The sequence below is a fragment of the Janthinobacterium sp. GW822-FHT07H11 genome, from assembly GCF_058798615.1.
Genome location: NZ_CM179507.1, coordinates 4,466,311 through 4,478,526, shown reverse-complemented (window position 1 = coordinate 4,478,526; position 12,216 = coordinate 4,466,311). Strand labels below are relative to the sequence as shown.

Here is a 12,216-nt window from a genome sequence, read left to right as displayed (position 1 = left end):
TCGTGTAGACTTCCGCCGCCGCTTTCCCGGGGCACGGACCTTCGTCCGTGCCCCTTCACTGTATAGCCGTAGTAGCGACCATGACCAAATACATACTTGCTTTAGACCAGGGTACCACCAGTTCGCGCGCCATCCTGTTCGACCATGCGGGCCGGCCGCACGCCAGCGCGCAGCGCGAATTTCGCCAGATATTCCCCCAGCCGGGCTGGGTCGAGCATGACGCGGGCGACATCTGGGCTTCGCAGGAAGGCGTGCTGCAGCAAGTGCTGCGCGACAGCGGCGTGGCCGCCTCCGACGTGGCCGCCATCGGCGTGACCAACCAGCGCGAGACGACGGTGCTGTGGGACCGCGCCACGGGCGCGCCCGTCGCCAACGCCATCGTCTGGCAAGACCGCCGCAATGCCGCGTTCTGCGAGCAACTGGTGGAACAAGGCAAGGCGGACGTGATCCAGCGCAAGACCGGTTTGGTGCTGGACGCCTATTTTTCCGCCACCAAGCTCAAATGGCTGCTCGACAACGTGCCCGGCGCCCGCGCGCGCGCCGAGCGCGGCGAGCTGGCCTTCGGCACCGTCGACAGCTGGCTGATCTACAAGATGAGCGGCGCCCATTTGACGGACACGAGCAACGCGGCGCGCACCATGCTGTTCAACATTCATACTTTGCAGTGGGACACGGATTTGCTGGCGCTGCTCGACATTCCCGCCTCGCTGCTGCCCGACGTCGTGCCATCGAGCGGCGTGGCCGCGCACACCTACGTTGACCTGCTGGGCGTGTCCGTGCCCATCGCCGGCATCGCGGGCGACCAGCAGGCCGCCACCTTCGGCCAGGCATGTTTGAAACCGGGCATGGCGAAAAATACCTATGGCACGGGCTGCTTCATGCTGATGAACGTGGGCAAGCGCCCCTTGCCCTCAAAAAACCGGCTGTTGACGACCGTGGGCTGGAGCCTGGGCCCTGATGCCAATCAAACCGATTATCTGCTCGAAGGCAGCGCCTTTATCGCGGGCGCGGCCGTGCAATGGATGCGCGACGGCATCGGCATCATCCGCGACTCGTCCGAAGTGGAAGCGCTGGCCACCAGCGTGCCCGATTCGGGCGGCCTGGTCTTCGTGCCCGCCTTCGCAGGCCTCGGCGCGCCATACTGGGACCCGTATGCACGCGGCACCCTGATCGGCATCACGCGCGGCACGGGCAAGGCCCACATCGCGCGCGCCGCGCTGGAAGGCGTGGCCTACCAGAACGTGGACGTCCTGTCGGCCATGCAGGACGACGCGGGCATTGCTCTAAGTGAATTGCGCGTGGACGGCGGCGCGGCCCGCAACGACATGCTGATGCAGTTTCAGGCCGACATACTCAATGTGCCCGTGGTGCGCCCCGTGGTGACGGAAACGACGGCCCTGGGCGCCGCCTACCTGGCGGGCCTGGCCGTGGGCTTCTGGACCTCGCAGGAAGAAATCGCCGCCCAATGGCAGGTAGGACGCCGTTTCGAACCAAAGATGGCAGCCGACGAACGGCTGACGCGCTTGCACAAGTGGCAGCGTGCGGTGGAGCGCTCGCGCGACTGGAGCGAGTGACTGCTCACTGGCCTGGCCTTGCCATAAGCCTTGCCACACGCTTTAGCAGGCCCGGCAGCAACAGGGCCGCGCTTGCGGTGCACAGGGCGCTGGCGGCATAGGCAAAGCTCGCCGTGATCGATTGCGTTGCAAATGCCAGCGCGAAACTGCCATACAGCACCGCGCCGCACAGCGCGCCCACGCAGGCCGACAGCCAGTGGCCATGCGCCACGTCCAAACGCCGCGCCAGCGCGCCAAAGGCGGCGATGCACACCCCCAGCATCAGCGCGCCAAACAGGTACAGGCTTGCAGCGGCGCCGATCGGCTCCGCATCGGCGGCGGCCATCGACGGCACGGTGCATGCGGCCACCAGGCCAAAACTGGCGGCAAAGGCAAGTATCTTCATGTTCAGGATTTCACGTAATACACAAGGTAGCCCACGGTTTCCCTGGGTACGGAATACAGGTCGCGCCACTCGACATACGGCGCATGCACGTTGCCGCTGACGGCGATGCCGGCCCGCTCCAAAGCCAGCCGGAAGCGGGGCACGTGGAAATATTGCGTGGCCACCATGGCCGTCTGCCAGCCGTGCGCGCGCATGAGAAGCGCCGCGTTGCGGGCCGTGGCGTCCGTGGTCCAGCCTTGATTATCCTCAATAATGGCGCCGGCCGGCACGCCGCGCTTGAGCAGGTAGCGGGCCATAGCCGCGGCCTCGTCAAAACCTTCCTTGCCCGTCGCCCCGCTGACGAGGATGCGCGGCGCCCTGTGTTCCTGGAACTGTGTCAGCGCCGCGTCGAGCCGTGCCTGCAGGCGGGGGCTGGGCGTGCCGTCGGGCAGGATCGTATTGCCCGGCACGACGATCACGTCGGCAGGGGCCAGCTTGTCGTTCAGGCCCGCCAGCACCAGGGCCGCGGTGGCCAGCGAGAACGTGGCAAAGCTGGCCAAGCCCAAGAGCATAAGTTTTCGCATCATTCGCAATGCCGTGACGTTTTTCCTGGGGCGGAATGGAGATGGCCCTTGCGTAAGCGGATTGCCGCATAAGTCAGCAGTGGCTGGAGTAGCCAGCGAACCAGCCGTTTCAATGTTGGGCGTGTGGCAATGAAGTTGGCGAAGGGAGGACTGGTGCGGTAATAGCACGCCACAAACCAGCGTCCGCCAATAGATTGCAGCAGATGCCGATCACGCCAATGCCGCAATACATTGATTTCGCTTGCAAAAGGTGTTCCGAATGCCGCCGTGGCGATGAAGCATGCCGAAGAATTGATCGAGGCGAGATTATTCTGGATGTCGATATTGCGCGGCGCGAGTTGGGCGGCTTTTTCCAGAAAAGCCCGTGCCTCGTCTTTTTTCTTGTGTCCTTCCCATAAAATCAGCCCCTTCAGATTGAGAGAGATCGGGTTTTCGGGAAATAGCTCCAGCGAACGGTCGATATATTGCAGTGCCAGATCCATATCGGCCGATTGCGGCACTTTAAAACCTATGTTTGTACCGTAGATTTTCTTATTCTCGCGCAGCAATCGCATCATTTGCTTCGCTTGATAGTGATACTGGTCGGATTCGGCCTTGTCGGCAGCCAGCTTTGCCTCTTTGGCACGTCGCGCAGCCTGTGTATTGTTGAATTGGCTTAATCCATCGCGCGCTTTTATTTCCAGATCCAGCAAGCCTGCATGGTAAGGATCAAGCAGCAGCCCCTGCTCAACGTACTGCATGGCTTTGCCATAGAGTTCTTTTGCAATCGAGCGCTCCGCCATGACGCACAAGGTTTGTGGGGTGGGGCTGGATGCCGCCTCATGGCTGCGCTCATGTGAATTGTGACAATAGGGACAGGTAAATGTGGATGCCTGGTCTTCTACGTCCAGATTCGCTCCACATTGTGTGCATTCAAATACAGCTAAAGCCATCTCGGTCGTGTTCCGTTAGCGTGGAAAAGGACACAGCCCTTTTAAGCTGTGTAATTCTAAAACTCTAACGTATCTGACGGCCGGTGTCAGGGAAAGATAATGGGATGGCTGAAAATATTTTCAAGCATCCGGTACTTTCCATCAAGGTGTAATTGAAATTGTTCTCGCGCGCTGGTTCGACAGATAAATATTGTCCTTTTCCAGCGGCTTGCCTGCGCGCACGGCATCGAGCCACGCCTGCGTGCTGGTGACGGCGGCGAAATTCGAGTGGAACACCGTGCTGAAGACGCGGTGGATTTCCTCGGCGCTGGCCGTGCCGCCCGCATTCGCGTAGGGCAGGGTGCCCGTGGCGTCCCGCAGGAACTCGACTTGCAAGCCGTCGTGCGCGGCCTGGTAGATGGTGGCCGCGTCGCAGTTGTGCGTCATGTAGCCGGCCACCGCCAGGGTGTCGATGTTGCGGCCCTCCAGCCAGGCGCGCAAGTCCGTGCCCGCAAACGCGCTGCCCATGCCCTTGTTGATGCGGTGGTCGGCGGCGAACGCGGCCACTTGCGGGTGCAGCTGCCAGCCGTCGCTGCCTTTTGCAAAGATGGGAGAAGCTTCCGGCGCATCGTGCTGGACGACGATGACGGGCACGCCGGCGGCGCGGGCGGCGGCCATGGCGGTGACGATGTTCGGCAGGGAAATGTCGACGGATGGGTATTCGATGGGCATGTCGCCCGTGAAATATTCGTTTTGCACGTCGATGACGAGCAGGGCGCGGCGCGGTGCGGTAGTGGTGGACATGCTTGACTCCTGAATGGTTGAAAGAGGAAGGACTTCCCCGATACAGTCATTGTCGAGCCGCGCGGCGCAAACAAAAAGTGGCCCGAAGGCCTATCTACGATAAAATCGGGCCATGACCACGATCCCTGCTTCTTCCGTCCCCCTGACCATCGCCGTGATCGCCTTTGACGGCATGACGCCATTTCACCTGTCCGTGCCTTGCCTCGTGTTTGGCGCCCAGACGGACGAGGCCGACCTGCCGCCTTTCCACGTGCGCGTCTGCGCCGCCGATCCCGCGCCCTTGCGCACGGCGGCCGGCTTTTCCATCACGCCCGGGTTCGGCCTGGAAGGGCTGGACGGCGCCGATATCGTCATCATGCCAGCCTGGCACGATGATTGCCGCGACGCGGCGCCATCGCTGGTCGCGGCGCTGCGGGCGGCCAGCGGGCGCGGCGCGCGCATGGTGGGCCTGTGCCTGGGCGCGTTTCCCCTGGCGCAGGCAGGCTTGTTGGATGGCAAAAGCGCCGCCACGCACTGGGGCATGGCGGCGCGGCTGGCGGCCCGCTATCCGAAGGTCAGGGTGGACCGGGAAGTGCTGTACGTGGACGATGGCGGCGTGTTGACGTCGGCCGGCGTGGCGGCCGGCCTCGATTGCTGTTTGTATCTGCTGCGCCAGCTGGCGGGCGCCGAGGTGGCCAACCGGGTGGCGCGCCGGCTGCTGGTGGCGCCGCACCGCCAGGGCGGGCAGGCCCAGTTCATCGAACGCCCGCTGCCCGTGTCCGGCAGCGAAGGGCGCTTTGCCGAGGTGCTCGCCTGCGTGACGGCCAGCCTGGGCCAGGCGCACAGCATCGATGCGCTGGCCGAGCGGGCCGCCATGAGCCGGCGCAATTTTACGCGCCACTTCCGCCAGGCGACGGGCACGTCGTTCAAGCAATGGCTGTTGAACCAGCGTCTTGCGCATGCGCAAAGCCTGCTGGAACAAAGCGCGGCCTCGATCGATGTCGTGGCACAAGAAGCCGGCTTCGGCACGGCCCTGTCGCTGCGCCAGCATTTCCGCGCCAGCTTGCAGACGTCGCCGTCGGCGTACCGCAAGCTGTTCCGGCAGCAATCAGGCCAGGCCGGGCAGCCATAGCGTCGAGGTGTCGCGGCTGCCGGTGGCCAGCTGCGCGCTGACGTCGATTTGCCGCGCGATGAAGGCGGCCGGCGCGAAGGCGTAGCGTTCCTGGAAGGACACGGTTTCCGCACTCATGAGTTCGGCATACGTCTGCATCAGGGTCGAGGCGGCGACGTGCTTGCCTTGTTCCAGATAGGTGGCGATGGCGGCCAGCAGCACGGGGTAGTCGGCATTGTCCTTGCTGCCGCCAAAGTGGAACGACAGCTGTCCGCAGGCGCGCCGGATGGGGTCGGGTTCCCCGTCCGGCACCGGCTGCGCGCGCAGCCATTGCAAGGCCTTCAATGGCGGGCCGCCAAACGACGGCGGCGCTATGATGGCCTGGATGGCCACCTTGACGGCGTCGTCGATCCTGCCCGCGCGCACGTACTGGCCATGCAGCAACACCAGCGCGTCCGTGTATTCGGGCAGGATGGCCAGCGCCGCTTCCAGCAGGGCGATGGCGGCGTCCGGCTTGCGCTGGGCGATCAATTCCTTCGCTTCCAGATAGGCGGCGCGGGGCGAGGCGGGGTCATCGGCCAGCGAGGGCGTAGCGACATACTCGTCTTCCGCCGTTGCGTACGCTTGCAGAAACGCCGCCAGGCTGGAAAAGTGCGGCTGCAATCGCCATTCGTCGTGCCAGGTTTCGACAACGATGGGTTCGCACGCTTCGCGCCCGATGGGCCAGTACAGGCCGAAGGTGTCGCCATTGCCCAGTGCGCCCTCAAAGAACGGGATGAAGCCGAGGGGCGGATAGGGCGTGTCCTGGCGCCAGTCCTGGTCTGTCGAGATCTGCGCGAGGCTTGCGGGTAGTTGCATGGTTGCACCGGAGTATAAAACGCCAGTGTAGAACAGGCGGACGCGGCGGGCGCGTCCCCATGGCTTGCTTGCGCTGTTTACTTGCGCGGCTCGTGGATGCGGAATTTCCTGACGATGCCCGCCTGGTCGAACATGACGGCCACTTCGCGCGTGCCTTTTTCGCCGAGCAGCGGGATCAGCCGCGTCACGCTGGGCGTCTGCAGCTGGTTCTTGTAGACCCAGACTTCATAGCCGGGGTCGAAGCTGACCACGGTGGCGTTGCCCAGGGCCGCGTCGAGGTCGAGGCGGGTGGTCTTGCCGACGGTGATGTTCTGATAGATGGCCAGGTTGGCCGGCGCGCGGTTGACTTTATATTCACTGGCGGTGCACATGGCGACAGCCAGGCCCGCGAGGCAGGAAAATGCCAGTTTCATGAATGTATTCATACGGACTCCCAGTGTGCATCACTGCTTCCAATCTCAGAGGGGACGGGCGTGATGTCAGGAGAGAGTGTGCTGCTGTTTGCGGCAATGTGCTATCAGATTATACAAAGGCTCAAAATATGATGCCGTTGGTCCTGGAATCCGCTACCTTCATCGGTTTTGCAGTACCTCGGTCGAGAGTGCCAGGGTTTCCTTGATTTCTTCCATCACCACATAGCTTTTCGACTGCGCGGCGCCGGGCAGCTGCAGCAGCATGTCGCCGAGCAATTTGCGGTACTCGGCCATCTCATGGATACGGGCCTTGATCAGGTAGTCGAAGTCGCCCGACACCAGGTGGCATTCCTGCACTTCGGGAATTTGCAACACTTCGCGGCGGAATTGCTCGAAGGCTGACGCGGATTTCTGATTCAGCGTAATCTCTACAAAGACGAGCAGCTTGGCGCCCAGCGCAGCCGGGTTGACCTTGGCGTGGTAGCCCGTGATGACGCCGTCGCGTTCCATGCGCTTGACCCGTTCGATGCAGGGCGTGATGGACAGGCCCACCTGTTCGCCGAGGTCTTTCATCGAGATGCGGCCGTCCTGTTGCAGGATGCGCAGGATGTGGCGGTCCAGCTTATCCAGCCCGCGTGCTGATTCTTTAAGTATTCTCATGATTTATTGCTGAAATTCTCAATTTATACGTGAACAAATACTGGATCATTCCCAATATGATAGCGGTTAATCTGGCATTAGCCTAAAAAATATAATGAGGAAACTATGCGTATCGTGATTCTGGGTAGCGGCGTCATCGGCGTCACCAGTGCTTACTATCTGGCCAAGGCAGGGCATGAAGTCACCGTCATCGACCGCCAGCCGGGCCCGGCACTGGAAACCAGCTTCGCCAACGCGGGGCAAATCTCGCCCGGCTACGCCTCGCCGTGGGCCGCGCCCGGCATTCCGCTGAAGGCCGTGAAGTGGATGATGCAGCGCCACGCGCCGCTGGCCATCTCGCTCGACGGCAGCACCGCCCAGCTGAAATGGATGTGGCAGATGTTGCGTAATTGCACACCGGAAGCGTATGCGGTGAACAAGGAGCGCATGGTGCGCCTGGCCGAATACAGCCGCGACTGCTTCAAGGTCTTGCGCGCCGAGGCCGGCATCACGTATGAAGGCCGCCAGCAAGGCACGATGCAATTGTTCCGCACCGAAAAGCAGTACCACGATGCGGCCAAGGATATCGAAGTGCTCAAGGATGCGGGCGTGCCATATGAAGTCTTGCAGCGCGACGAGTTGTCGCGCGCGGAGCCGGCCCTGGAAGCGGTCAAGGATAAACTGTTCGGCGGCCTGCGCCTGCCCAACGATGAAACGGGCGATTGCCAGCTGTTTACCACGCGCCTGTCCGAAATGGCCGTGGCGCTGGGCGTGAAGTTCCGCTATGGCGTGGCGATTGACGCGCTGCTGACGCAGGGTGACGCGATTGCTGGTGTGCAATGTGGCGCGGAAGTCATCAAGGCTGACTCCTACGTGGTGGCGCTCGGTTCCTACTCGACGGGCTTCATGCAGCCGCTGCTGGACATTCCCGTGTATCCGCTGAAGGGCTATTCGATCACCGTGCCTATCGTCAACGCGGCCAAGGCGCCCGTGTCGACCATCCTCGATGAGACGTACAAGATTGCCGTGACGCGCTTCGACGACCGCATCCGCGTGGGCGGCATGGCGGAAATCGCCGGCTACAACCTGAACCTGAACCCGCGCCGCCGCGAAACCCTGGAAATGGTCGTCAACGACCTGTTCCCCGGCGGCGGCAACACGGCCCAGGCCACGTTCTGGACGGGCTTGCGCCCGATGACGCCGGACGGCACGCCGATCGTCGGCCGCACGCCGCTGCGCAACCTGTTCCTCAACACGGGCCACGGCACTCTGGGCTGGACCATGTCCTGCGGCTCGGCGCAATTGCTGGCCGACCTGATGTCGTCGAAACAGCCGGCCATCCTGTCCGACGACCTGTCCGTCAGTCGCTACAGCAGCGCGCAGCGCGGCGGCAAGCTGCAATACGCGGGAGCCTGAGATGGCGGGAAGCATGCCTCCAAAGGAACGTAGCGGCGCCATCCTGACGGTGGACCTCGATGCCGTGCGCGCCAACTACCGCCTGTTGCGCGACAAGGCGCACCCGGCCGCCTGCTCGGCCGTCGTGAAGTCCGACGCCTATGGCCTGGGCGCCGCGCAAGTGGGCGCGGCCCTGTATGAAGAGGGTTGCCGCCATTTCTTCGTGGCCCACCTGGAAGAGGGCATCAGCCTGCGCCCGCACGTGGCGCCGGACGCGGCCATCTTCGTGCTGCACGGCCCGCCCGTCGGCACGGAAGGCGAATTCACGGCCCACGGCCTGATCCCCGTGCTCAACAGCGAGCCGCAGGTGGCCGGCTGGCGCGCGCATGCGGCAGCGCTGGGCACCACCCTGGACGCCGTCGTGCAGGTCGACACGGGCATGTCGCGCATGGGCCTGTCGCCGCGGGAAATCGACGCCTGGCTGCTGGACGCTCACTTTCTCGACGGCATCAAGGTGCGCTACATCATGAGCCACCTGGCCTGCGCCGACGAACGCGCCAATCCCATGAACGGCGAGCAGCTGGCCCGTTTCATCGCCATCCGCGCCCGCTTGCCGCAGTACCGCGCCAGCCTGGCCAATTCCTCGGGCATCTTTTTGTCGCCCGACTACCACTTCGACCTGGTGCGCCCCGGCGCGGCCCTGTACGGCATCGGGCCGCAGGGCGGCGAACCGAATCCGCTGCGTTCCGTGGTCCGCCTGCAGGGCAAGGTCATGCAGACGCGCACGATTCTCGCCGGCGACCACGTGGGCTACAGCCGCCGCTACACGGCCAGCGAACCGCGCCAGGTGGCCACTGTTTCGGTCGGCTATGCCGACGGCTGGCTGCGCAGCATGAGCAACCAGGGGCTGGCCATCGTCGATGGCGTGAAAGTGCCGCAGATCGGCGCCATCTCGATGGATTCCATCACCCTGGACGTGAGCGCCATCGACCAGGAGCGCGTCGCGCCGGGCAGCCTGGTCGACCTGATCTGCGCCGAACACCCGGTCGACGCCGTGGCGGCCATGGCCAATACCATCGGCTATGAGGTATTGACCAACCTGGGCGGGCGCTATTACCGCGAGTACCAGGGCCTCGCCCGAAGCGCATCTTAGGCAGCGCAAAACCGATAATTGTGTGGCAAGATAGCCCTGTAGTGAGGTTCACTCCAGGGTTATTTTTTTACCATCATCGGGGATTTCTATGAGTCAATATCAAGTCGCAATCATCGTCGGCAGCCTGCGCAAGGATTCCTTCAACCGCAAGCTGGCCGATGCGCTCGTCAAGCTGGCGCCGCCCGAGTTTTCTTTTAAACATATCGAGATCGGCGACTTGCCGCTGTATAACCAGGACGACGATGGCGCGCAGGCCGGACAGGTGCTGCGCCTGAAATCGGACATCGCCGCCTCGCAGGCCTTGCTGTTCCTGACTCCCGAATACAACCGCTCGATTCCCGGCGTGCTGAAAAACGCGCTCGACCACGGTTCGCGCCCGTATGGCCAGAGCGTGTGGGGCGGCAAGCCCGGCGCCGTGCTCGGCGTGTCCGTGGGTGCGACGGGCACGGCGCTGGCGCAGCAGCATTTGCGCAATGTGCTGGCCTACCTGGACGTGCCGCTGCTGGGGCAGCCTGAAATGTTTATCCAGGCCAAGGATGGCCTGTTCGACGAGCAGGGCGGCATCGGCCCGGCCAGCCTGGGCTTCTTCCAGGGCTGGATGCAGCGCTACGCGGACTGGGTGCGCAAGCATGCCGTGCATGCCTGATTGAGGTAGGCTTGCCGGACGGGGATAAATGGGGCAATAAATAGTTGTCCAAGGCACTTTGTTGCTGTATGGATATGTATAATGGGCGTTTTTTCACGCGCAAGATACCGCTGCCCCGTCCCTTCCATGCCGCTACAACCTGTGGCGCAACCTGTGTTGCGCATCAATCTGCGCCGTCTGATCGTGCTGGTGGCGTTTGCCAGCGCGGTGATCTCCCTGCTGAACAGCTTCCATGCCACGTATCAGGTGCAGCGCCAGTTGCTGATCGATACGACACTGGAGAGTAACCACGCGTATGCGCAGAAGCTGGCCAGCAGCACGGAAAACTTCCTGCAGGCGACGCGCCAGCAGCTGGCCTACAGCGCCCGCCTGCTGCCGCGGCATTTTGCCGATCCGGCCGCCCTCAAGGCGGAAGCGGAGCGCCTGCGCGGGCAGACCAACAGCTTCAATTCCGTCCTGGTGGTCAATGCGCAAGGCAAGGTACTGGCCGTCTCGCCCGAGACCCTGGCCCTGCAGAACAGCCAGCTGGCGTCGGAAGGCGCGCGCCAGGCCCTGCGCGAACGCCGGCCCCTGATCACCAAGCCCTACCTGTCGTCGGTCGGCAACCTGGTCGTTTTCATCTCCCATCCCGTCTTCGATGACGCCGGCCGCTACCTCGGCTATGTGGGCGGTTCGATTTACCTGAAGCAAAAAAATATCCTGTTCAGCTTGCTGGGCCAGCATTACTACCGCGATGGCTCGTATCTGTTCGTGGTCGACCGGAGCCGGCGCCTGCTGTACCACCCCGATCCCCTGCGGGTCGGCGAGGTGGCCGGCGACAATGCCGTGATCGACGCCATCTTGCGCCAGGAAAATGGCAGCGGGAGCACCGTCAACAGCAAGGGCATGGACATGCTGGCCGGCTATGCCGTGCTGCCGTCGACGGGCTGGGGCATCGTGGCCCAGCGTCCCACGGCCGCCACGCTGGCGCCGCTGAACCAGCTGATGCTCAATACCCTGTGGCATTCCCTGCCCATCGCCTTGCTCAGCCTGCCGTTCATCTGGTGGCTGGCGCGCCTCATTTCGCGGCCCCTGGTGCAGCTGGCCGAAGGCGCCAGCCGCATGGACGCGCCCGGCATGGCCGAGCGCATCGGCGGCATCCGCGCCTGGTACCTGGAGGCGGCGCAGATCAAGCGCGCCTTGCTGGTGGGGATGTCCCTGCTGCAGCAAAAGATAGGCAAGCTGAAATTCGACGTGCAGACGGACCCGCTGACGGGGCTGTCGAACCGGCGCGGCATGGCCTCCGCGCTGGACGCCTGGCAGGCCCAGGCGCGGCCGTTTTCCGTGATCGCCATCGATATCGACCATTTCAAGCAAGTCAATGACCAGTGGGGCCATGCGGTCGGCGATGAAGTCATCCTGCACCTGGCGCAGCTGATGCGCGCCTGTTCGCGCGATGCCGACGTGCTGTGCCGCAATGGCGGCGATGAATTCATCATGCTGCTGCCCGATGCCGACCTCGACGTGGCGCTGCAGGTGGCCGAACGCCTGCGCGCCAGGGTCGCCGCCGCCGAGATCCCCGGCGCGGGCCTGGTCACGGTATCGCTGGGCGTGGTGTCCTCGGAGCAGGCGGCCGGCAAGGTGGGCGGTGCGGATGCCGTGCTGCTGGCGGCCGACGCGGCCCTGTACGTGGCCAAGGAAAACGGGCGCAACTGCGTGGGCATCACGGAACCGGTCTGAGCTGTTTTTCGCCGCATCAGCTTGATCTTGTCATTCGGCAAACATCAAACTGATCCTATGTTTTCT

The 12,216-nt window shown here is 63.5% G+C and carries 13 protein-coding genes; 6 read left to right on the top strand and 7 right to left on the bottom strand.

The features are described 5' to 3' along the window. Positions 1-80 precede the first annotated feature (80 nt). The gene (gene glpK / locus AC3RCJ_RS19710) at positions 81-1,574 is read left to right on the top strand and encodes a glycerol kinase GlpK (protein ID WP_492963942.1); all 1,494 of its coding nucleotides are present in this window, start codon (positions 81-83) and stop codon (positions 1,572-1,574) included. A 4-nt stretch (positions 1,575-1,578) separates the two neighbouring features. On the opposite strand, the gene AC3RCJ_RS19705 is transcribed toward glpK, so the two are convergent. The 4 genes from AC3RCJ_RS19705 to AC3RCJ_RS19690 form a co-directional block, all read right to left on the bottom strand. Then, positions 1,579-1,959, bottom strand: a complete 381-nt coding sequence (locus tag AC3RCJ_RS19705) for a hypothetical protein (protein WP_492963940.1) — start codon at positions 1,957-1,959, stop codon at positions 1,579-1,581. 2 nt (positions 1,960-1,961) lie between these two features. Continuing rightward, positions 1,962-2,510 carry a YdcF family protein gene (locus AC3RCJ_RS19700; protein WP_492963938.1) on the bottom strand — a complete coding sequence of 183 codons (549 nt, stop codon included), beginning with the start codon at positions 2,508-2,510 and terminating at the stop codon, positions 1,962-1,964. Positions 2,511-2,521: 11 nt separating this feature from the next. After that, the gene (locus tag AC3RCJ_RS19695) at positions 2,522-3,454 is read right to left on the bottom strand and encodes a CFI-box-CTERM domain-containing protein (protein ID WP_492963937.1); all 933 of its coding nucleotides are present in this window, start codon (positions 3,452-3,454) and stop codon (positions 2,522-2,524) included. A 141-nt stretch (positions 3,455-3,595) separates the two neighbouring features. Next, the gene (locus AC3RCJ_RS19690; protein WP_492963936.1) at positions 3,596-4,237 is read right to left on the bottom strand and encodes a cysteine hydrolase family protein; all 642 of its coding nucleotides are present in this window, start codon (positions 4,235-4,237) and stop codon (positions 3,596-3,598) included. Between the two features lie 142 nt (positions 4,238-4,379). Here AC3RCJ_RS19690 and AC3RCJ_RS19685 point away from each other — a divergent pair, with 142 nt between their 5' ends. Then, a complete protein-coding gene (locus tag AC3RCJ_RS19685) occupies positions 4,380-5,348 on the top strand; it encodes a GlxA family transcriptional regulator (protein ID WP_492963984.1) in 969 nt (322 codons plus the stop codon). Here AC3RCJ_RS19685 and AC3RCJ_RS19680 read toward each other — a convergent pair. The 3 genes from AC3RCJ_RS19680 to AC3RCJ_RS19670 all read right to left on the bottom strand — a co-directional run bounded on the left by AC3RCJ_RS19680 (position 5,325) and on the right by AC3RCJ_RS19670 (position 7,258). Then, a complete protein-coding gene (locus tag AC3RCJ_RS19680; RefSeq protein ID WP_492963934.1) occupies positions 5,325-6,185 on the bottom strand; it encodes a tetratricopeptide repeat protein in 861 nt (286 codons plus the stop codon). The two genes, AC3RCJ_RS19685 and AC3RCJ_RS19680, sit on opposite strands and share 24 nt — an antisense overlap. 77 nt (positions 6,186-6,262) lie before the next feature. Then, positions 6,263-6,610, bottom strand: a complete 348-nt coding sequence (locus AC3RCJ_RS19675; protein WP_492965017.1) for a hypothetical protein — start codon at positions 6,608-6,610, stop codon at positions 6,263-6,265. A gap of 147 nt (positions 6,611-6,757) precedes the next feature. After that, entirely contained in the window at positions 6,758-7,258 is a 501-nt protein-coding gene (locus tag AC3RCJ_RS19670; RefSeq protein WP_071322999.1) for an Lrp/AsnC ligand binding domain-containing protein, read from the bottom strand. A 105-nt stretch (positions 7,259-7,363) separates the two neighbouring features. Here AC3RCJ_RS19670 and AC3RCJ_RS19665 point away from each other — a divergent pair, with 105 nt between their 5' ends. From AC3RCJ_RS19665 to AC3RCJ_RS19650, 4 genes are all read left to right on the top strand, one after another. Continuing rightward, on the top strand, positions 7,364-8,653 hold the full coding sequence (locus AC3RCJ_RS19665; protein WP_492963930.1) for a D-amino acid dehydrogenase: 1,290 nt from the start codon (positions 7,364-7,366) through the stop codon (positions 8,651-8,653). A 13-nt stretch (positions 8,654-8,666) separates the two neighbouring features. Continuing rightward, positions 8,667-9,785 (top strand): alanine racemase, encoded by a 1,119-nt coding sequence (gene alr / locus AC3RCJ_RS19660; RefSeq protein WP_492963928.1) that lies wholly within the window; start codon positions 8,667-8,669, stop codon positions 9,783-9,785. 88 nt (positions 9,786-9,873) lie between these two features. Continuing rightward, entirely contained in the window at positions 9,874-10,431 is a 558-nt protein-coding gene (locus AC3RCJ_RS19655) for an NADPH-dependent FMN reductase (protein ID WP_492963926.1), read from the top strand. A 153-nt stretch (positions 10,432-10,584) separates the two neighbouring features. Beyond that, positions 10,585-12,150, top strand: a complete 1,566-nt coding sequence (locus AC3RCJ_RS19650) for a GGDEF domain-containing protein (RefSeq protein WP_492963924.1) — start codon at positions 10,585-10,587, stop codon at positions 12,148-12,150. Positions 12,151-12,216 lie beyond the last annotated feature (66 nt).

Bases quoted from the DNA above. Each gene is read 5' to 3' on its own strand.
- glpK (WP_492963942.1), top strand. From the start codon at position 81: ATGACCAAATACATACTTGCTTTAGACCAGGGTACCACCAGTTCGCGC.
- AC3RCJ_RS19705 (WP_492963940.1), bottom strand. From the start codon at position 1,959: ATGAAGATACTTGCCTTTGCCGCCAGTTTTGGCCTGGTGGCCGCATGC.
- AC3RCJ_RS19700 (WP_492963938.1), bottom strand. From the start codon at position 2,510: ATGCTCTTGGGCTTGGCCAGCTTTGCCACGTTCTCGCTGGCCACCGCG.
- AC3RCJ_RS19695 (WP_492963937.1), bottom strand. From the start codon at position 3,454: ATGGCTTTAGCTGTATTTGAATGCACACAATGTGGAGCGAATCTGGAC.
- AC3RCJ_RS19690 (WP_492963936.1), bottom strand. From the start codon at position 4,237: ATGTCCACCACTACCGCACCGCGCCGCGCCCTGCTCGTCATCGACGTG.
- AC3RCJ_RS19680 (WP_492963934.1), bottom strand. From the start codon at position 6,185: ATGCAACTACCCGCAAGCCTCGCGCAGATCTCGACAGACCAGGACTGG.
- AC3RCJ_RS19675 (WP_492965017.1), bottom strand. From the start codon at position 6,610: ATGAATACATTCATGAAACTGGCATTTTCCTGCCTCGCGGGCCTGGCT.
- AC3RCJ_RS19670 (WP_071322999.1), bottom strand. From the start codon at position 7,258: ATGAGAATACTTAAAGAATCAGCACGCGGGCTGGATAAGCTGGACCGC.
- AC3RCJ_RS19665 (WP_492963930.1), top strand. From the start codon at position 7,364: ATGCGTATCGTGATTCTGGGTAGCGGCGTCATCGGCGTCACCAGTGCT.
- alr (WP_492963928.1), top strand. From the start codon at position 8,667: ATGCCTCCAAAGGAACGTAGCGGCGCCATCCTGACGGTGGACCTCGAT.
- AC3RCJ_RS19655 (WP_492963926.1), top strand. From the start codon at position 9,874: ATGAGTCAATATCAAGTCGCAATCATCGTCGGCAGCCTGCGCAAGGAT.